16 protein-coding genes and 1 pseudogene are annotated in these 18376 nt (G+C 70.0%); 13 read left to right on the top strand and 4 right to left on the bottom strand.

Annotated elements, in window-relative coordinates; genetic code table 11:
* The first annotated feature begins 99 nt into the window (after nucleotides 1-99).
* The 6 genes from Ssi02_RS27180 to Ssi02_RS27155 all read left to right on the top strand — a co-directional run bounded on the left by Ssi02_RS27180 (nucleotide 100) and on the right by Ssi02_RS27155 (nucleotide 7165).
* On the top strand, nucleotides 100-1119 hold the full coding sequence (locus Ssi02_RS27180) for a DUF3048 domain-containing protein (protein WP_204030414.1): 1020 nt from the start codon (nucleotides 100-102) through the stop codon (nucleotides 1117-1119).
* Between the two features lie 348 nt (nucleotides 1120-1467).
* Nucleotides 1468-2382, top strand: a complete 915-nt coding sequence (gene pdxS / locus Ssi02_RS27175; protein WP_373870207.1) for a pyridoxal 5'-phosphate synthase lyase subunit PdxS — start codon at nucleotides 1468-1470, stop codon at nucleotides 2380-2382.
* A 166-nt stretch (nucleotides 2383-2548) separates the two neighbouring features.
* Nucleotides 2549-4114 (top strand): alkaline phosphatase D family protein, encoded by a 1566-nt coding sequence (locus tag Ssi02_RS27170; protein WP_204030412.1) that lies wholly within the window; start codon nucleotides 2549-2551, stop codon nucleotides 4112-4114.
* A 75-nt stretch (nucleotides 4115-4189) separates the two neighbouring features.
* A complete protein-coding gene (gene pdxT, locus Ssi02_RS27165; protein WP_204030411.1) occupies nucleotides 4190-4780 on the top strand; it encodes a pyridoxal 5'-phosphate synthase glutaminase subunit PdxT in 591 nt (196 codons plus the stop codon).
* Between the two features lie 3 nt (nucleotides 4781-4783).
* Entirely contained in the window at nucleotides 4784-5533 is a 750-nt protein-coding gene (locus Ssi02_RS27160; RefSeq protein WP_204030410.1) for a YebC/PmpR family DNA-binding transcriptional regulator, read from the top strand.
* 393 nt (nucleotides 5534-5926) lie between these two features.
* On the top strand, nucleotides 5927-7165 hold the full coding sequence (locus Ssi02_RS27155; protein WP_239129781.1) for an MFS transporter: 1239 nt from the start codon (nucleotides 5927-5929) through the stop codon (nucleotides 7163-7165).
* 23 nt (nucleotides 7166-7188) lie between these two features.
* Here Ssi02_RS27155 and Ssi02_RS27150 read toward each other — a convergent pair whose 3' ends face one another.
* The 3 genes from Ssi02_RS27150 to Ssi02_RS27140 are packed head-to-tail and all read right to left on the bottom strand — an operon-like array spanning nucleotide 7189 to nucleotide 10089.
* On the bottom strand, nucleotides 7189-8187 hold the full coding sequence (locus tag Ssi02_RS27150; RefSeq protein WP_204030409.1) for an ABC transporter substrate-binding protein: 999 nt from the start codon (nucleotides 8185-8187) through the stop codon (nucleotides 7189-7191).
* A gap of 4 nt (nucleotides 8188-8191) precedes the next feature.
* Nucleotides 8192-8980 carry an ABC transporter ATP-binding protein gene (locus tag Ssi02_RS27145; RefSeq protein WP_204030408.1) on the bottom strand — a complete coding sequence of 263 codons (789 nt, stop codon included), beginning with the start codon at nucleotides 8978-8980 and terminating at the stop codon, nucleotides 8192-8194.
* A 2-nt stretch (nucleotides 8981-8982) separates the two neighbouring features.
* The gene (locus Ssi02_RS27140; RefSeq protein WP_204030407.1) at nucleotides 8983-10089 is read right to left on the bottom strand and encodes a FecCD family ABC transporter permease; all 1107 of its coding nucleotides are present in this window, start codon (nucleotides 10087-10089) and stop codon (nucleotides 8983-8985) included.
* Between the two features lie 322 nt (nucleotides 10090-10411).
* Here Ssi02_RS27140 and Ssi02_RS27135 point away from each other — a divergent pair, with 322 nt between their 5' ends.
* The 7 genes and pseudogenes from Ssi02_RS27135 to Ssi02_RS27110 all read left to right on the top strand — a co-directional run bounded on the left by Ssi02_RS27135 (nucleotide 10412) and on the right by Ssi02_RS27110 (nucleotide 16818).
* The gene (locus tag Ssi02_RS27135; RefSeq protein ID WP_204030406.1) at nucleotides 10412-12025 is read left to right on the top strand and encodes an ABC transporter substrate-binding protein; all 1614 of its coding nucleotides are present in this window, start codon (nucleotides 10412-10414) and stop codon (nucleotides 12023-12025) included.
* Between the two features lie 11 nt (nucleotides 12026-12036).
* Nucleotides 12037-12894, top strand: coding sequence for an ABC transporter permease (locus Ssi02_RS27130; RefSeq protein WP_204030405.1), 858 nt, complete (start codon nucleotides 12037-12039; stop codon nucleotides 12892-12894).
* A complete protein-coding gene (locus tag Ssi02_RS27125) occupies nucleotides 12891-13907 on the top strand; it encodes an ABC transporter permease (protein WP_204030404.1) in 1017 nt (338 codons plus the stop codon). Before Ssi02_RS27130 ends, Ssi02_RS27125 begins: the two co-directional genes overlap by 4 nt.
* 22 nt (nucleotides 13908-13929) lie before the next feature.
* Nucleotides 13930-14934, top strand: a complete 1005-nt coding sequence (locus Ssi02_RS27120; protein ID WP_204030403.1) for an ABC transporter ATP-binding protein — start codon at nucleotides 13930-13932, stop codon at nucleotides 14932-14934.
* The gene (locus Ssi02_RS27115) at nucleotides 14931-15929 is read left to right on the top strand and encodes an ATP-binding cassette domain-containing protein (protein ID WP_204030402.1); all 999 of its coding nucleotides are present in this window, start codon (nucleotides 14931-14933) and stop codon (nucleotides 15927-15929) included. Before Ssi02_RS27120 ends, Ssi02_RS27115 begins: the two co-directional genes overlap by 4 nt.
* Nucleotides 15872-16186: pseudogene (locus tag Ssi02_RS39945) on the top strand (hypothetical protein); the annotation flags it as partial. The gene Ssi02_RS27115 and the pseudogene Ssi02_RS39945, both read left to right, overlap by 58 nt.
* Before the next feature lie 59 nt (nucleotides 16187-16245).
* Nucleotides 16246-16818: an alpha/beta fold hydrolase gene (locus tag Ssi02_RS27110; protein ID WP_204030401.1), complete on the top strand. Its 573-nt coding sequence runs from the start codon at nucleotides 16246-16248 to the stop codon at nucleotides 16816-16818.
* Between the two features lie 27 nt (nucleotides 16819-16845).
* On the opposite strand, the gene Ssi02_RS27105 is transcribed toward Ssi02_RS27110, so the two are convergent.
* Nucleotides 16846-18336: a PucR family transcriptional regulator gene (locus Ssi02_RS27105; RefSeq protein ID WP_204030400.1), complete on the bottom strand. Its 1491-nt coding sequence runs from the start codon at nucleotides 18334-18336 to the stop codon at nucleotides 16846-16848.
* Nucleotides 18337-18376: the final 40 nt, after the last annotated feature.

Genomic DNA, 18376 nt, shown 5'->3' with positions numbered 1-18376 from the left:
CTTTCCTCGTGGATCATCCTGGACCAAACCGGAAACGCACATCCTGCGACATAGGTAAGCTTTGGCCGGTTCACGGGGCAGAGTTTGAGGAGTAGGCACGTGGGGGTACCCAGGAAGTTCGCCGCCGCCCTGGCCGGAGCCGCTGTGCTCCTTCCGGTCGCGGGATGCTCGTCCACGCCGCCCCCGGCGGCGGGAAAGATCCCCCAGTCCGCCTCTCCCACGCCCGCGACCCCCACGGAGAAGCCGCCGGGCCACCCCTTCACCGGCATGCCGTACTCCGGTGAGGCCGACCCCGTGCTCGCGGTCAAGATCGAGAACACTTCGGCGGGCAAACCGCAGATGGGGCTGCGCAGCGCCGACATCATCTACGTCACCCAGGTCGAGGGCGGACTGACCCGCCTCATCGCCGTCTACTCCTCCAAACTGCCCAAAAAGCTTGGTCCCGTGCGCAGCGCCCGCATCACCGACCTGCACCTTCTCGCGCAGTTCGGCAGGCCCGCCTTCTCCTACTCCGGTGTGCAGACCAAGATGATCCCGTTCGTGCGCGCCGCCTCGCTCGTCGACGTGGCCGACGGGGTCGCTCCCTCGGCCTACTTCCGGGAGCCCGGGCGCTATGCGCCCTACAACCTGTTCGCCACCCCCAAGAAGCTGCTGGCGGCGGCCCCCAAGGCGACCAAGGCCAAGGACATCGGCTTCGTGTTCTCCGACACGCCCCCCGAGGGCGGCACGCCACGCAAGACCTACTCGGTGCGCTATCCGGCGGCGCGGTTCACCTTCGGGTGGTCGGAGAATCAGAAGCGGTGGCTGGTCTGGCAGGACGGCAAGCGGGACGTCGCCGCCGAGGGCGGCCAGCAGGGCGCGCCGACGATCGTCGTGCAATATGCCAAGACCGGCCGCTCCCAATTCCACGACGTCAACGACAGCTACACGCCGCTCGTGCAGACGGTCGGCAAGGGCCGCGCCGTCGTGCTGCGGGACGGTCAGGCTTTCGAGGCCCGGTGGAGCCGGAAGAACGAGAAGTCGGGCACGGAGTTCACCACCAAGGAGGGCGAGCCGATGCCGTTCGCCCCCGGGCAGGTGTGGGTGGTGCTGGCGGCGCCCAAGCCGATCCAGCCGTAAACCGGGCTTCCGGCGGGAGCCCGCCGAGGCCGCCCTCGACGAGCTGGCCGCCCGCATGGCGGGTGTGGAAGCCGTCGCGGTCTGCCTGCCCCGGCAGGGCGAAGCTGACAAAGACCTTGACTCGGCCGCTCCTGGCCCCCTCCGCGGGCGTGCGGCCGGCCGTCGTCGATCGGCCGGCTTCCGCCATGGCTCCGCCGTACAGGGCACATAGCCTTAATGGCGAAATCGATGACCAAAGTCTGACAAGAGGGCGTGTCGGGGCCAAGTGTGATCAGCGCCTACGATGGAGATGAATCGGTACCCCCATGGGCGGCCGATGATCTCAGCTTTCAGCCGTCGTGAGGAAAGATCGTGTCCAGCAGCCCCGAAGTCCCTGAGACCCCTGTCACCGGAACCGCCCGGGTGAAGCGTGGAATGGCCGAAATGCTCAAGGGTGGCGTCATCATGGACGTCGTCACCCCCGACCAGGCCAAGATCGCCGAAGACGCCGGAGCGGTGGCCGTCATGGCGCTCGAGCGCGTGCCCGCCGACATCCGGGCCCAGGGCGGCGTCTCGCGCATGAGCGACCCCGACATGATCGAGGGCATCATCTCCGCCGTGTCCATCCCGGTCATGGCCAAGGCCCGCATCGGCCACTTCGTCGAGGCCCAGGTCCTCCAGGCCCTCGGCGTCGACTATGTCGACGAGTCCGAGGTGCTCACCCCGGCGGACTACGCCAACCACATCGACAAGTGGCGCTTCACCGTGCCCTTCGTGTGCGGCGCCACCAACCTCGGCGAGGCCCTGCGGCGCATCAGCGAGGGCGCGGCCATGATCCGCTCCAAGGGCGAGGCGGGCACGGGCGACGTGTCCAACGCGACCACCCACATGCGCAAGATCTTCGGTGAGATCAAGCGCCTCACCTCCATGGCCGAGGACGAGCTCTACGTCGCGGCCAAGGAGCTCCAGGCGCCTTACGACCTCGTCGTCGAGATCGCCAAGACCGGCAAGCTGCCCGTTGTCATGTTCACCGCGGGCGGCATCGCCACCCCGGCCGACGCCGCGATGATGATGCAGCTCGGCGCGGAGGGCGTCTTCGTCGGCTCCGGCATCTTCAAGTCCGGCGACCCGGCCAAGCGCGCCGCCGCGATCGTCAAGGCCACCACCTTCTACGACGACCCCGACGTGCTGGCCAAGGTGTCGCGCGGCCTCGGCGAGGCCATGGTCGGCATCAACGTCGACGACATCCCGGTCCCGCACCGCCTGGCCGACCGCGGCTGGTAGTCGTCAGCGGTTTTCCGCCCCGGCGGCCCCCTATGTAGGGGGCCGCCGTTTTCATGCACCCAAAGATCCGGTCGGAATAGCGCATAAGCGCTCCCGGGGGGCCGTGCACGCGGCGGTGGTGGGGGAGGCTGCGGGAGTTCCGTCCCGATCTTCCCGGAGGTCCACCATGCCGGTGCCGACCAGGCGTTCCTTCCTCGCCGCCGCCTCGGTGGCGGGAGCGGCCGTGAGCCTGCCGGGTACGGCACAAGCCACCTCACGCACCACCCCGCCACGTGACCCCTTCACCCTCGGCGTCGCCTCAGGCGACCCGTCTCCCGACGGATTCGTCCTCTGGACCCGCCTCGCCGTCGATCCGCTCGCCCCCGACGGGAAAGGCGGCATGCCCGACCACGGCACCCCCGTCGAGTGGCGCGTCTGCTCCGACGAGGCCCTCACCAAGGAGGTACGGCGAGGCGTGGCCGACGCCCTCCCGGAATGGGGCCACAGCGTGCATGTGGAGGTGTCCGGCCTCGAACCCGGACGGGACTACTGGTATCACTTCAAATCCGGCACACATGTCTCTCAGAACGGCCGGACCCGCACCTCTCCCGCCGCCTCGCAGTCGCACGTCCCGGCGCTCGTCGGCGTCGCCTCCTGCTCCCACTTCGAACAGGGCCACTTCACCGCCTACCGCAGGCTCGCCGAGGAGCGCCCCGACCTGGTGCTGCACCTCGGCGACTACATCTACGAGACGCCGCCCAGCGCCCACGGGGTGCGCCGCCACGTCGGCCGTGAGACGCGGACGCTCGCGGACTACCGGCTGCGCTACGCGCAGTATCGCACCGACCCCGACCTGCGCGCCGCCCACGCCGCCGCCCCCTGGGCAGTCGTCTGGGACGACCACGAGCTGGAGAACAACTGGGCCGGCGGCGGGCAGCGCGCCTCCCACCCCGCCTTCGCCTCCCGCCGGGAGGTGGCCTTCCGCGCCTACTACGAGAACATGCCGTTGCGGGCCAATGCCGTACCCCGGGGTCCTGACCTGCTCCTTTACCGCCGCCTGGAATGGGGGGATCTGGCGAGTTTCCACCTGATCGACACCCGGCAATACCGCAGTGATCAGACCTGTGCGGGTTCGGCCATCTGGTGCGCCGCCGACGACCCCGCCCGCACGATCACCGGCCAAGAGCAGGAGCGCTGGCTCGTCGACGGTTTTCGCAAATCACGCGCCCGCTGGGACCTGATCGGCCAGCAGGTCTTCTTCGGCCAGCGCGACAGCGCCCCCGGGCCGCGCAGGAAGGTGCGCAAGGACTCCTGGGACGGCTATCCCGCCTCACGGATGCGGGTCACCCGCGGCTGGATGGAGGCCGGGGTGCGCAACGTGATCGTGCTGACCGGCGACGCCCACGCCCATTGGGCGGCGGACATCCGGCTCGACTATGACAATCCGTTCTCCCCGGTGGTCGGGGCGGAACTGGTCACCACCTCGATCAGCAGCGATGGGGACGGGGCCGACACCGTGCCGGCGATGCACCCGCTGTTCTGGAACAACCCCCACCTGCGGTTCTACAACGGGCAGCGGGGCTACATCATGCTGAAGATCACGCAGGAGGCGGTGACCGCGGACTTCAAGGTCCTGCCGTACGTCAGGAGACCCGGCGCCCCCGTCCACACCCGGGCGAGATTTGTCGTCCGGGACCGCGTGCCGGGCCTCAGGCAGGTGCCGCTCGCCGCCGCCCAGCCGACGCTCCCATGAAGTGAGGTGGTTTGGGGAGTTTCGGGGAGTGGTCATACGCTTAGGGGGAATTCAGCCCCACTGGGAAGGACCACTGTGACCCCCGCACCGACCGTCGGCGTCCTCGCCCTCCAGGGCGACGTCCGCGAGCATCTCCACTCCTTGACGGCGACGGGCCTGCGTGCGGTCACCGTACGGCGTCCTGCCGAACTCGACGCCGTGGACGCCCTCGTGATCCCCGGCGGGGAGTCCACCACCATGTGGAAGCTGGCCGAGGCCTTCGAAATGCTCGAACCCGTCCGCATGCGCATCAAGGAGGGCATGCCCGCCTACGGCTCGTGCGCCGGCATGATCATGCTCGCCGACCGCATCGAAGGCGGCATGGACGGTCAGCAGACCTTCGGCGGCATCGACATGGTCGTCCGGCGCAACGCCTTCGGACGCCAGGTCGACTCCTTCGAATCCGATCTGGAATTCTCCGGACTCGGCCAGGTCAGAGGCGTGTTCATCCGCGCGCCCTGGGTGGAGTCGGTGGGCGATGCGGTCGAGGTGCTGGCCCGGGCCGATACGGGGGATAGGATCGTGGCGGTCCGTCAGGGGCCGCTGCTCGCGACGTCCTTCCACCCCGAGCTGACCGGTGAGGCCCGCGTGCACTCATACTTTGCTGAGATGGTGAGGGAGTTTTAGGCGATGTCCGGCCACTCCAAATGGGCGACGACGAAGCACAAGAAGGCGGCGCTCGACGCCAAGCGCGGCAAGCTCTTCGCGAAGCTCATCAAGAACATCGAGGTGGCGGCCCGCACCGGCGGCCCCGACCCTGACGGCAACCCCACCCTCTACGACGCCATCACCAAGGCGCGGAAGAACTCCGTGCCCCTCGACAACATCGAGCGTGCCCGCAAGCGCGGCGGCGGACTGGAGGCCGGCGGCGCCGAGTGGCAGACGATCATGTATGAGGGCTACGCTCCCGGCGGCGTCGCCGTGCTCATCGAGTGCCTCACCGACAACCGCAACCGCGCCGCCTCCGAGGTGCGCGTCGCCATGACCCGCAACGGCGGCTCCATGGCCGACCCCGGCTCGGTGTCCTACATGTTCAACCGCAAGGGCGTCGTGATCGTGCCCAAGAGCGGCCTGAGCGAGGACGACGTCCTCACCGCCGTGCTCGACGCGGGCGCCGAGGAGGTCAACGACCTCGGCGAGTCCTTCGAGGTGGTCTCCGAGGCCGGCGACCTCATCCCCGTGCGCACGGCCCTCCAGGACGCCGGCATCGATTACGAGTCGGCCGACGCGGCGTTCATGCCGTCGATGTCGGTCCCGCTCGACGAGGACGGCGCACGCAAGGTCTTCCGCCTCATCGACGCGCTTGAGGACAGCGACGACGTGCAAAACGTCTACGCCAACTTCGACGTCTCCGACGAGATCCTGGCGAAGCTCGACTAGCCGCCTTACGCCTCGGCCCTTGGGGGGTTTCTCCCTGAGGGCCGTTTTTTATGACGTGCCCCACACTGGGTGTGGTCCGCTGTCTCTGGGTGCGCGAGAGCGGCCCTCGTTTTCTCACCTCGTCAGTCAAGGTCAAGGGTCGTCAGACGGTTTCGGTCACCGAAATATTCGTCGCCTACAAGACCAGCAAGAGCCGGCCGGGCGTGGAAGTCCTGGGCGCCCCCCGCAAGAAGGTGTACGGCAAAGAAAGATGGGGTGAATTCGATAACGGTTTTCAGTATAGTGTCGTCCGTATAGTTTGCCTGCTTCGACGGCACACGCGGAGCATGACGGCGACGGGCATGTGCTCCTCGGGTCGAGCTGCCGGGACTTGACCCGAGGACAAGGACACCTGTGACGACTTCCCCCCTGCCCCCCACGCGCTCGATTCTGCGTGAACCCGCCTTTGTCCGCCTGTGGTCGGCGACGACCGCGTCCGGGCTCGCGACCTGGGCGTTGCCGTTCGTCCTCGGCTTGGCGGTGCTGGAGCGTGCGCTTTCCCCGGTGGAGCTCGGTGTGGTGCTGGCCGCGCGCACGGCGGGCTTTCTCCTCGCGGTCCCGGTCGGGGGAGTCCTGGCCGACCGGCATTCCCGCACGAGCGTCGCTCGCTGCGCCGGCCTGCTCGCCGCGGTGGCCACTCCCGTCATCGCCGTGGGGCTTGGACGGTCCGCGGTGCTGATGGCGGTGGCGGCGATCGCGGTCGGCGCGGGACAGGGGGCCTGCCGGCCCGCGTTCCAGGCGCTCACCGCAGAGGTCGCCGACGGCGCGCGGCGTCAGCAGGCCAACGCCGCGATGACCCTGGCCGTACGGATCACCACCTTGACGGCGCCCGGTCTGACGGCGCTGCTCGCCGTCGTGGTCGATGTGCGGACGCTCCTCCTGGGCACCGCCGTGCTCTGGCTCGCCACGGCACTGGCGCCGCCTGGCGGGCGTGCCCCCAACGGCGAGGCCGTGGACAGCGCCCCGCGCGCCCGCTTCCACACCCAGTTCCTCGAAGGTGTCCGCGAGGCGGGCAGGCACCCCTGGTTCCTGGCCGGGCTGGCCGCCCTGACCGCCGTGATCGCGACCGGATATTCGGCCACAGGGGTCGCGCTCCCGCTGATCAGCCGGGATCGGTACGGCACCGAGGCCGTGCTGGCCGCGGCCCTGACGGCGTACACGGCGGGGGCGCTCGCCGGTGCGCTGCTCATCGCGCGATGGCGTCCGCGGTCGCAGGGGTGGGCCGCGCTCGCGGGGCTGGCGTGCTACGGCCTCGCCCCGCTCAGCCTGGTCCTGCCCGTGCATCCGGCGCTGGTCGTGGCGGCCTACGTCCTTGCCGGCCTGGGCATCGAGCTCTTCAACGTGCCGTGGTTCACGGCCACCCAGCGGGAGGTGGATCCGAAGATGCTCGCCAGGGTCTCCTCCCTGGACTTCCTGATGTCGTACGGCCTGGCGCCGGTCGGCCTGGTCCTGATAGCTCCGGCGATCGACGCCTTCGGGGCTCATGCCGTACTCCTGGCGTGTGCTCTGGTCTGCTTCGCGGCCCCGGCGCTGGCCGCGCTCGTGCGTGGGTCGCGGCACTTCTCCCAGCGGCCGGGCGGCGGCGGGCCCTGAGGCTCGCCGACCGCCGCACGGCCTCAGTTCTTCAGGTTCCGCAGGTAGTCGGCGAAGCCCTCAAGGCCGTCGATGTTCCGCGGCCCGCTGATGCCCTCGTTGTAGTCCAGGATGTGGAAGTTGTTCTTGACCACGGCGGGCAGCTTGCTTGTGGTGGGGAAGGACTTCAGGAACTCGATCTTCTCCGTGGCGGGCTTGTCGCCGTAGTCGAGAATGATGATCACCTCGGGCTTGGCCTTGACGACCGCCTCCCAGGTGACCTTGGTCCAGCGGGCGTCGAGGTCGTGGAAGATGTTCCGGCCGCCGGCCAGGTGGATGATGTCGTGGGGCGGCACGTGGTTGCCCGCGGTGAAGGGCTGGTCGGTGCCCGAGTCGTACAGGAACACCGGGACGGGATCGCCCTTGGGCGCCTTCTGCTGGACCGCGGTCACGCGTTTCTTGAGGTCGGAGACGACCTTTCCGGCTCGCTCCTCGACCCGGAAGATCTGTCCGAGGCGCTCCAAGTCGGTGTACAACCCCGCGAAGGGCGGGTGCTCCTCCGGATATTTCGGATAGTTGAAGCACGACTCGCTGTGCATGAAGCTCTGGATGTTGAGGCCGTCCAGGATCGCGGGGGTGATGCCGCGCTGGTCGCTGAACCCGGAGTTCCACCCGGCGACGACGAGGTCGGCCTTCGCGTCGACCACGAGTTCGCGGTTGAGCAGGTCGTCGCTGAGGAACTTCACCTTGGCGTACTCCTCGGCCCACGGTGACTCCTCGACCGGCGGGTTCGCCGGTGGCATGACATAGCCGTACACGTGCTTGGTGAGCCCGAGCGCGAACATCTTGTCCGCGCTGCCGCCTTCGTAGACCACGGCGCGTTGCGGCATGGTGTATTCGACTTTCTCCCCGCATCTGTTCACCGTTGTCTTGGGGGTCTGGGCGCCGGTGGAATCCACCTGGGCGCCGCAGGAGGTCAGGCCCAGCACGGCGACCACGGCGGCGGCGATGCGTGCTTGAGTGCTAGGGGGCGTCGTGGGCATGGTCTTATCCGTTCTCAAGGGAGGGGGAGCCGGACAGGCTGTAGAGGAGCTGCGGGTCCCCGGTCAGTGGATGGGGCACGACGCTCGCCGTCACGCCGAAGACCTCCCGGATGAGACGGGGGGTGAGCACCTCGGCGGGCGTTCCGGAGGCGACGAGTTCGCCGCGTGAGAGCACGCCCAGGCGGTCGCAGGCGGCGGCGGCCAGGTTCAGGTCGTGCAGGGTGACGAGCACGGTCAGCCCGCTCCCGCGCAGCAGCGACAGGAGGTCGAGCTGGTGGCGCACGTCGAGGTGGTTGGTCGGCTCGTCCAAGATCAGGACTCGGGCTTCCTGCGCCAGCATGCGCGCGGCGAGCACCCGCCGGCGCTCGCCGCCCGACAGGGTGAGCACGCTGCGGCCGGCCAGGTGCAGGACCTCCAGCCGTTCCATCGCGTGGCGGCACACCTCCCGCTCGCGCGCGCTGAGCGCCTGGTTGCCGCGCAGGTGCGGGGTGCGGCCGAGGGCGACGATCTCCTCGACGGTGAAGTCGAGGTCGGTGCCGTCCTCCTGGGTGAGAACGGCGACGGACTGCGCGCTGTGCCGCAGGGAGAGCGCGGCGAGGTCCTCCCCGCCGAGCCACACGGTGCCCGCCGTCGGCCTGAGCGCGCGATAGGCGCACCGCAGGGCCGTGGTCTTGCCGCTGCCGTTGGGTCCGATCAGGCCGACGACCTGGCCGCTTCCGACGTTCAGCGACAGGTCGCGGACGAGGTCCCTGCCGCTCAGGGACACCGAGATGCCGTCCATGCGGAGTTCCACGGTCAGCGCCCTCCGAACAGATAGCCGCGGCGGCGCATCAGGACGATGAACACCGGCACCCCGACCAGCGCCGTGATCACGCCGACGGGCAGTTCCCTGGGTGCCACGAGCGTCCGCGCGAGCAGGTCGACCCAGACCATGAAGATCGCGCCGACCGCCGGGGCGACGGTCAGCACCCGGGTGTGCCCCGCGCCGACCACGAGCCGGATCAGGTGCGGCATGACCAGGCCCACAAAACCGATCGCGCCGCTGACCGCCACCATCGCCCCGGTGAGAAGCGAGGTGAGGACGAACAGCCTCGTGCGGATCCGCGCACTGTCCACACCGAGGCTCGCCGAGACCTCGTCCCCGAGAGCCATCACGTCCAAGGTGCGCCCGTGGCGCCGCAGGAGCACGGTGCCGATCAGCACGGTGGCGGCCACCACAGGCAGGGAGCCCCAGGTGGCGGCCCCGAAGCTGCCCATCGTCCAGTAGAGGACCATGCTCGTCGCCTCACCGTCGGGCGCCAGGTAGATGATCACGCTCATGACGGCCTGGAGGGCGAACGACATCGCCACCCCTGTGAGCACCAGCCGGAGCGGGGTGAGGCCCGCACGGCCGCGCGCCGCCGCGTATACCAGCGCCGAGGCGAGCAGCGCACCGAGGAACGCGCCCGCCGACACCGCGTAGACGCCGAAGGCGGTCAGCGCGCCGAAGAGGCTGACCGAGACCGCTCCCACGGAGGCCCCAGAGGAGACACCCAGCACGAAGGGGTCGGCCAGCGCGTTGCGGACCATCGCCTGTACGGCGACGCCGACGACGCTCAAACCCGCGCCGACGGTCGCCGCGAGCAGGACCCGCGGCGTGCGCACCTGCCAGATGATCTGGTACGTCGTGACCTCGTCGGCGGTGATGGAGCCACCGGTGAGCGCGGCCCAGAGATAGCGCGCCGTCTCGGCGGGCGGGATCACGGCAGAACCGATCCCGACGGCGGCCACGACGGACACGGTGAGGGCGATCGGCAGGCCGGCCGCGAGCGCGACCGTCGCCGCGGGGGATAAGCGGCGGCGAGGCTCACTCTCCGCGGATGCCTCCGCGGAGGAGGGGGCGAGGCGGGGGGAAGAACGCACGGCGCATGAACTCCATAAAGATAACGGAAATCATTTTCAACATACCATCGCCCCGCCGGAAGGGCCTGGCGGCGCCCCCGGCCCGGCCGCCTGCCGCCCTCACCTGCCGCCCGGCCCGGTGGTCGGGTGTCTCCTCGCAGGTAGACGCGGTCCCGTCACGGTTCTGTCTCGGCTCGGCAACGGCGGCTCCGGCTTGGCCTTGCAGTCCAATAAGTCCCGACTTCTTGTGCGCTCGATACCTAGTTGGCCGCGACGGCGCTCGACACAATCCCTTTTCAGTGGCGCCAGATACCGACACAAGGAGAGGAGGGGTGAAGGGATGATGGGAAAGAGATCACGGCTGGGGGCCGCCGTCCTGACGACGGTCGTCCTGGCCTCCGGCTGCGCGGGGGCCGATTCCACGCCTGATGTGAGGAAAGCCGACACGGGGCGAAAGGGCCCGTTGCTGGTGAACATCCTCGGAGCCCCGACGACGCTCGACCCCGCTGTGGCGTGCGGGGTGAACGACATGCACCTGATGGACAACCTCTACAGCAGACTCGTCGACTACGGCGTCAAGCCCGGCCCCGCGCCCGGAACCACGATCTTCGACCCGGGCGCGTACCGGCCCGACCTCGCGACATCGTGGGAGATCGGCGACGACGGCAAGACCTACACCTTCAAGCTGGCCGGCGGGGCGAAGTTCGCCTCCGGCGCTCCGATCGACGCGAAGGCCGTGAAGTACTCGCTGGACCGCACCCTGACGATGGGCATGTGCGGCAAGAGCTACCTCAACGACGGCTACGACAAGCCCGCGCTGATCAAGAAGGTCGAGGTGGTCGACCCCGCGACGGTGTCCGTAGAGCTGAGGTGGCCGGACCCGAACTTCCTGCAGGCACTCGCCCAGCCGGCGGCCTCCATCGTGGATCCCACGGTGATCGAGGCCCACGGCGGGATCGCCAAAGGCAAGGCGAACACCCACTTCGCCAACAACCCGGCCGGCGCGAGCGGCCCCTTCGTGCTGAAGAGTTATGAGCCCGGCCGGAGCGCGACCCTGGCCGCCAATCCCGCCTACCACGGAAAACGGCCGGCCTCGGAGAACGTCCAGGTCAACTTCATCACCGACACCTCGACGCTGCTGCTCCAGGCCCGCAACGGCAAGGCCGATGTCACGGTGGGTCTGTCCAAGAAGGCGGCCAGAAGCCTCGAAGGCAACCCGTGCTGCAAGGTCGCTGCCTTCCCCTCAGCCCTCAGCCTGGACATCGCCCTCAACTGGAGATACGCGCCGTTCGCCAACGAGAAGCTGCGCAGGGCCCTCACCCACGCGTTCCCCTATCAGGAGATGCTGGCGTCCGTGGGTCAGGGATACGGCGAACCGTTCTACGGGCCGATGCCGCCCGACATGGTGGGCTACAACGCCGAGGGCAGCCGCCAGCGTCAATACGACCCCGACCTCGCCCGCAAGCTGATCGCGGAGTCCGGCGTGCCCACGCCGGTCACCTTCGAACTGTCCATCCCGGCGGGCCAGGAAGAGCTGAGCGAGTTCGCGACAGCCGTGCAGAGCGTGTTGTCGAAGGTGGACGTCAAGGTCACCGTGCGGGAGATCCCGCCCTCCGAGCGGGCGAAGATCCTCAACAGCGGCGCCTACGAGGCGATCGTGATCTCCGGGGGACCCGGCATCGTGGACCCCGGCTATCTCCTCTCGTATGACATGTCATGCGATTCGCCGTACAACATCACCAAGATCTGCGTCCCGGAGGCGGACACCAACTGGGCGGCGGCACGGCAGACGATGGATGCCGATAAGCGGCAGGAGCACTGGGACAAGGTCACCGCGGCCTGGGTGGAGGCGTCGCCCAAGCTGAAGTTCTGGTCGGTTCCGGCCATGGTGGCGATGGACGGCTCGATGAGTTCCCTGCACTACTCGGTGCATCCGAACTTCTCGACCTGGAAATGACGGACCTCGGTATGCGGAGAACACGGCGGGCGCTGCTGCGCGGCGGCGGCGCCACCGTCGCTGCCGCCGCGGTCCTCGGGCTGGTGGTGGCCGCGGCGGCAGCCGTGCCGGTGCTGTGGCCCCACGACGCCATGACGACGACCTTCGGCTCGATCCTGGAGGCGCCGTCCCTCGCCCACCCGATGGGGACCGACGGGGTGGGCAGGGACGTGCTGGCGAGGTTCGGCGAGGGAGCGCGGATCTCCCTGCTGATCGGCCTGGTCGCCGTCGTGACGGGGGCGCTGGCCGGTCTGCTGATCGGGCTGACCTCGGGGCTCGCCGGCGGCGCCGTCGACGAGGTGCTCATGCGGGTCATGGACGCGCTGATGGCCTTCCCCACGCTGATGCTCACCATGGCGGTGACCATCAGCCTGGGCAGCGGGCTCCCGTCGGCGACCGCGGGCGTCACCATCGGCACGATCCCGTGGTTCGCCCGCGTCGCGCGGAGCGAGACGCTGCGCATCACCGCTCTCCCCATGGTCGAGGCGGCGGTCGCCCTCGGCATGGGGAGAGCCCGGCTGATCCGCGCGCATGTGCTGCCGCACATGGTCTCCGTCCTCGTGGTGCAGGCCACCGCCACCTACGGCTCCGTCATCCTCTCGGTGGCCGCCCTCGGGTTCCTCGGACTCGGCGCCCGGGTGCCGACGCCGGAGTGGGGAGCCATGATCACCGAGGGGATGGAGCCGGCGCTGACCGGTGCCTGGTGGGTGGCCTTCTTCCCCGGCCTCGGCATGCTGATCGTCGTCACGTGCACCAGCGTGTTGTCCGATCGCATCCGCGATGTGCTCGACCCGCGCGGATCGTTCAGCGGCGTGAAAGGCGTGACATGAGCAGGTTCCTCCTGCGCCGGACCTTCAGCGCAGTCCTGACGGTGCTCGGCGGGACGGTGGTCGCCTTCGTCGTCATGAGGCTGCTGCCGGGCGACCCGGCCCGCCTGGTCGCCGGGGAGTTCGCGAGCGCGGAGGCGGTCGCCGAGCAGCACCGCGCACTCGGGCTCGACGAGCCGCTGTGGTCGCAATATCTCATCTACATGGCCGATTTCTTCAGGGGCGACTGGGGATTCTCCTACTCCCTGGGAGAGCCGGTGTTCGAGCAGTTCGTCCGCAGCGTGCCGGCAACGGTCGAACTCGCCGCCGCCGCGGTGACCCTCGCCTTCGCCGGAGGCGTGATCGGCGCCCTGATCTCGTCCTACTCACGCGGCGGCCCGCTCGACGCGGCGGTGCGGGCGTCGTCGTACATCGGGCTCGGGACGGCGCCGTTCTGGCTCGGCCTGCTGCTCCTCATCGTGTTCTTCGAACGTCTGCAGTGGCTGCCGGGCCCCGAGGGCCGGCTGTCGTCGTCGACCGCCGCGCCGCCGCCCGTCACGGGCCTGCACACGGTCGACGCCCTGCTCGCCGGGGAATGGGCGACCCTCGGGGACGCGGCCGTTCACCTGATCCTTCCCGCGGTCACGCTGGGGTTTGTGATCTACGCCTTCCTGGTGCGGATGTTGCGCGCGAGCATGCTTGAGCTGGTGCGCGAGCCGTACATCCTGGTCGCGCGGAGCAAGGGCCGCGGACGCTGGGGCGTCATCGTGCGCGACGTGCTGCCGAACGCGCTGCTGCCCGCCATCACCGTCGGCGGACTCGTGCTGGCCGAACTCCTGACGAGCACGGTGCTGGCCGAGACCGTCTTCGGCTGGCCGGGTGTCGGCAAACTCGTCACCGACGCGATCCTCCAGCAGGACTTCGCGGTCGTCCAGGCGTTCATCATGATCAGCGCCTGCCTGACGGTGGCCTGCAACATCGTCGTCGACCTGCTGTACGGCATAGCCGACCCGCGTGTCCGCGTCCGCTCCTCCTAGGCCACGTGATGTGGAGGTACCAATGAAGCCCGACACCGTGCTCTCGGTGAAGGACATGCACACCGTGTTCGCCACCCCGGGAGGGACGGCGCACGCGATCCGCGGCGTGAGTTTTGACCTGCGGCGGGGGGAGCGGCTCGGCATCGTGGGGGAGTCGGGGGCCGGTAAGTCGGCCCTGGTCCTCTCCCTCCTCGGGCTCGTCGAGCCGCCGGGGCGGGTCGCCGGCGGAAGTGTGTGGCTCAACGGGCGGGACCTGCGCACCCTGAGCGAACGGCAGATGCGCCGGGTCAGGGGCAAGGAGATCAGCATCGTGTTCCAGGATCCCCTGACGGCGCTGAACCCGGTCCGCAGGATCGGCCCTCAGGTCGCCGAGGTGCTGCTCATGCACGGTGACCTGTCCAGGAAGCAGGCGCGCGAGCGCGCCGTGGGACTCCTCGCCGACGTCGAACTCCCGGAGCCGGAGAAGTGCTACGCGGCATATCCCCATGAGCTGTCCGGCGGCATGCGCCAGCGCGTCATGATCGCGATCGCGCTGGCCAACTCACCCGACGTGCTCATCGCCGACGAGCCCACCACCGCCCTTGACGCGACGACGCAGGCACAGATCATCACTCTGCTCAACAAGGTCATCGAGGAACGGGGCACCGCCGTCGTCATGATCACTCACAACATGGGCCTGGTGGCCGACTTCTGCGACACCGTCCAGGTGATGTACGCCGGCGAGGTCGTCGAGTACGGCTCGCGCGACCGCCTGCTCGACCGCCCCGCCCACCCCTACACGGCGGCGCTCCTGGCGTCGGTCCCGGCCATGGACGCCAGGCGCGACCTCCCGCTCCCGGCCCTCAGCGGGCTGCCGCCCTCCCTCACCGACCTTCCCGAGGGCTGCGCGTTCGCACCTCGATGTCCGCTCGAAGGCGAACGCGGGCTCTGCCGTACCACGCGGCCGGCACCGCGGATCCTCGACGGCGAGCCGGACCGCATGAGCATGTGCCACTTTTCCGCCGAGCAGCTGGCCCTGACCTCGTGAGCGCGCAACCCGAGCCCGTGGCCGCGCCGGGGCGCAGGCCCGGCCTGGTCCGGCCGCTCGTCGAGGTGGACGCGCTCACGAAGGTCTTCGCCGGACGAGGCGGGCGAGCCGGGCGAGGCGGGCGAGGCGGAGCGGGCCGCGGGGTGCGCGCCGTGGACGGGGTGTCGCTCGACATCGCCCGCAGGGAGACGTTCGGCCTGCTGGGGGAGTCGGGCAGCGGCAAGTCGACGCTGATTCGCTGCGTGCTGCGCCTGCTGGAGCCGACGTCGGGTGAGGTGAGGTTCGACGGCGCCGGCGTGCGCGCGCTCAAGCCGGGCGAGCTGCGCCGGCTGCGCGCCCGCATGCAGGTGTTGTTCCAGGATCCCTACTCGTCGATCGATCCGCGGATGACCGTGCGCGACATCGTGGCCGAACCCCTGAAGGTCCACCGCGCCGATGCCCGGAGCGGCCATCGGGAAACCGTCGACGATCTGCTGCGGGCCGTCGGCCTCGACCCGGCGAGCGCGGACCGCAAGCCGCACGCCTTCTCCGGCGGTCAGCGGCAGCGCGTCGCCCTCGCCAGAGCCCTGGTGCTCCAGCCGGACTTCGTCGTGCTGGACGAACCGGTGTCGGCCCTCGACGTGTCGGTGCAGGCGCAGATCGTGAATCTCCTGCGCGACCTGCAGCGGCGTATGTCGCTGACCTACCTGGTGGTCCTGCACGACCTGGCGATCGCACGCTATCTGTGTGATCGCGTGGCCGTGATGCACAGGGGCGCGGTGGTGGAGATCGGCCCGGCGACCGATGTCCTCGACCACCCCCTCCACCCGTATACGCGGGCACTGGTGGCCGCGGTGCCCGGCCGCGGTCTGCTCGGTGCCGGGGAGGCGGCCGCGCGCTGGGCGGCCCGCGAGCGGACGGACACCGCGTACGAGCTGCGCCAGGTCGGCCCCGACCGATGGGTGGCCGGCGGAGGAGACGGCGGGCAGGGCGCGGAGGAGCTGGTGCGGCGGTGAGAGGGCAGACGAATGTCCCGTTCGGCGAGGGATGGGAGCTCTACACCCGCTGGGTGGGATGGGACCGCACGCGTGTGCCCCTGCTGTGCCTGCACGGCGGCCCCGGCGGCGTGTCGCACGACGGGCTGGAGCCGATCGAGGGCGTCGGAGCCGACGGCAGGCTGGTGGTGTTCTTCGACCAGCTCGGAACGGGCAGGTCGGCACGGCCCGCCGAGGCGTCCCTGTGGAGCAACGCACTCGTGTGCCGGCAGATCGACGCCGTCCGCGAGGCGCTGGACCTCGACCAGGTCTGCCTGCTCGGGCACAGTTACGGGGGATGGTCGCGCAGGAATACGCGCTGGCCGGAGCGGCGGGGCTCGCCGGTCTCGTCCTCGCGGACACCTCCCCGGACCTTTCCATGTATCTCCGCGAGGGGTGGCGCATACGTCTCCGCCTGCCGGGTGAGGTGCGGGCGGTGCTGGACCGCCACGAGGAGGCCGGGACGACGGATTCACCGGAATACGCGGCGGCCTATCAGATCTACCTGAACAGGTTCACCTGCAAGCTCCGGCCCGTGCCGGAGGCGATCCTGCGCGGTCAGGCCGGCGGCAATCCGGAGATCTCACGCGTCATGTGGGGCGGCGGAGGGCGCAGCTTCCAGGTTGACGGCAGGCTCCGCGGCTGGTCGGTGCTGTCCAGGCTGGGCGGCATCGGCGTCCCCACCCTCGTGATCACCGGCTCCGACGACATGGCCTCTCCCGCCATCGCGGCCACCATGGCCGCCGCCATTCCGGACGCCCGCCTCGTCGTCGTCGAGGGGGGCTCGCACACGCCGTTCTACGAGGATCCGCAGGGCTTCTGCGGCAGCGTGAGCGACTTCCTCACCGAACTCGACGCAGCGGCGGTGTGAAGCCCGTCTGAGGCCCGCCGGACGCGGTCACGTGCTGCCGAGCCGCCGGACCCGGCACGCGAGCTGGAGGGCGAAGCGCAGGTCGGGGTCCTCGAAGTCCGTGCCCAGCGCCTCACCGATCTTGGCGATCCGGTAGACGACGGTGTTGCGGTGCATATAGAGCCGCCTGGCGGTCTCGACGAACGAGCCGTTGCACGCGAGATAGGCCTCAAGCGTCTCGATGAAGGACTTCGCCTTCGCCGGGCCGAGCGAGTCCAGCGGGTCGAGCAGCTCGTCGATCAGCGCGCGGGAGGCCTCCGACGCCGAGAACTCCAGGAGCATACGGCGCAGCCCGGCCTCGTCGACGTGCACGACCTTGTCGATCCACCCCTTGGACAGCGCGGCCGAGACCGCCGACCTGGCCTCCGCCGCCGAACGGCGAAGCCCTTGCACGCCCTCGTGCGGCATGCCGACCCCGCAGCGGAAACGAAGTTCCGGGAAGCGGGCCTTCAGCCTCTCCAGCAGCGCGTCCACCGGGCCCGCGGGGCGGGCGAGAGGCGCGGCGGTGTCGGCCGGCGGTAAGGACCGGGCGAGCAGAATGCGGGTGCCGGACGCGGTGCCGTGCCACCTCGGGGAGTCGGTGTGCAGCTCGCCGAGGGCCGCCGCGGTGATCTGCTCGATCAGCTCGAACTCGCGCACGGGGTCGCCGACCGCGAGCGTCTCCGCCTGCTCGACGTCCAGCGCCACCACCGTGTGCACGCCGTCGAGGTGGATGCCGAGCGCCCGCGCCCGCTCAAGCGTGAGTTCGTCCGGAGTGCGGGTGGTCAGCAGCAACTCGGAGACCACGGCCGCACGCGACCGGAGCGGGGCCTCGTTCTGGTGCCGCGCCGCCGCGAGGGCCTCGCGCACGGTCGCCTGGGCGAGGGCGGCGGCGAGCGCGGCCGCGGGCGTGGCGGTGGCGCCGCCCGCCGCGGTGACGACCGGAGCCGGGAAACCGCCGGGAGCCGGCGCCGGGTCGGCGGGCGACAGGGCGAGGCCGGCGCCGACGAGGTCGCCGATCAGGGCGACGATCTCATCCGGGGTGCCGCCGCGGGCGGCGAGCTCGGCGGCGGCGGCCGACGCCGTCACCAGGCGTTGCATCGCCCGGTCCGCATCGCCCTCGATCTCCCGCGCGAGGCCGAGCACAAGCGATCCGACCGGCGCGGAATCGTCGTAGTGCAGCAGCGTGACGGCATAACGATCGGCGATCGCCAGGGCGGTCGAGGACGCCGGCGCGGAGTCCTGAGCGATGGCCACACCGCGCACCCCGTGGGCCGCCGCCTGCCGCAGCAGAATGTCGAGCTGGTAGTCGCCGATCACCATGGTCGACCGCGACGCCCGCGGCGGCAGCATCGCCAGCCCGTCGCGCGCCCGGGAGGTGACGTCGCGGACGTCCTCGACCAGGTGCAGCGCCCGGAGAGTGCGGGTGTCGAGGGGGCCGCCGAGGTGCGTGAGTGATCGCCCGGACGGCGTCCGCAGCAGATCGGCGATGGATGCCATGGCAGCAGTGTGCCAGGAGTACGGCGATGCCTCCGCATTT

It is taken from the genome of Sinosporangium siamense (assembly GCF_016863435.1).
GTDB classification, from domain to species: Bacteria; Actinomycetota; Actinomycetes; order Streptosporangiales; family Streptosporangiaceae; genus Sinosporangium; species Sinosporangium siamense.
Note: the sequence above shows the minus strand (reverse complement) of the source record. Positions and strands in the feature narration are given on the sequence as shown.

Bases quoted from the DNA above. Each gene is read 5' to 3' on its own strand.
- Ssi02_RS27120 (WP_204030403.1), top strand. From the start codon at position 13,930: ATGAAGCCCGACACCGTGCTCTCGGTGAAGGACATGCACACCGTGTTC.
- Ssi02_RS27130 (WP_204030405.1), top strand. From the start codon at position 12,037: ATGCGGAGAACACGGCGGGCGCTGCTGCGCGGCGGCGGCGCCACCGTC.
- Ssi02_RS27170 (WP_204030412.1), top strand. From the start codon at position 2,549: ATGCCGGTGCCGACCAGGCGTTCCTTCCTCGCCGCCGCCTCGGTGGCG.
- Ssi02_RS27135 (WP_204030406.1), top strand. From the start codon at position 10,412: ATGGGAAAGAGATCACGGCTGGGGGCCGCCGTCCTGACGACGGTCGTC.
- Ssi02_RS27160 (WP_204030410.1), top strand. From the start codon at position 4,784: ATGTCCGGCCACTCCAAATGGGCGACGACGAAGCACAAGAAGGCGGCG.
- Ssi02_RS27150 (WP_204030409.1), bottom strand. From the start codon at position 8,187: ATGCCCACGACGCCCCCTAGCACTCAAGCACGCATCGCCGCCGCCGTG.
- Ssi02_RS27125 (WP_204030404.1), top strand. From the start codon at position 12,891: ATGAGCAGGTTCCTCCTGCGCCGGACCTTCAGCGCAGTCCTGACGGTG.
- Ssi02_RS27110 (WP_204030401.1), top strand. From the start codon at position 16,246: ATGGTCGCGCAGGAATACGCGCTGGCCGGAGCGGCGGGGCTCGCCGGT.
- Ssi02_RS27105 (WP_204030400.1), bottom strand. From the start codon at position 18,336: ATGGCATCCATCGCCGATCTGCTGCGGACGCCGTCCGGGCGATCACTC.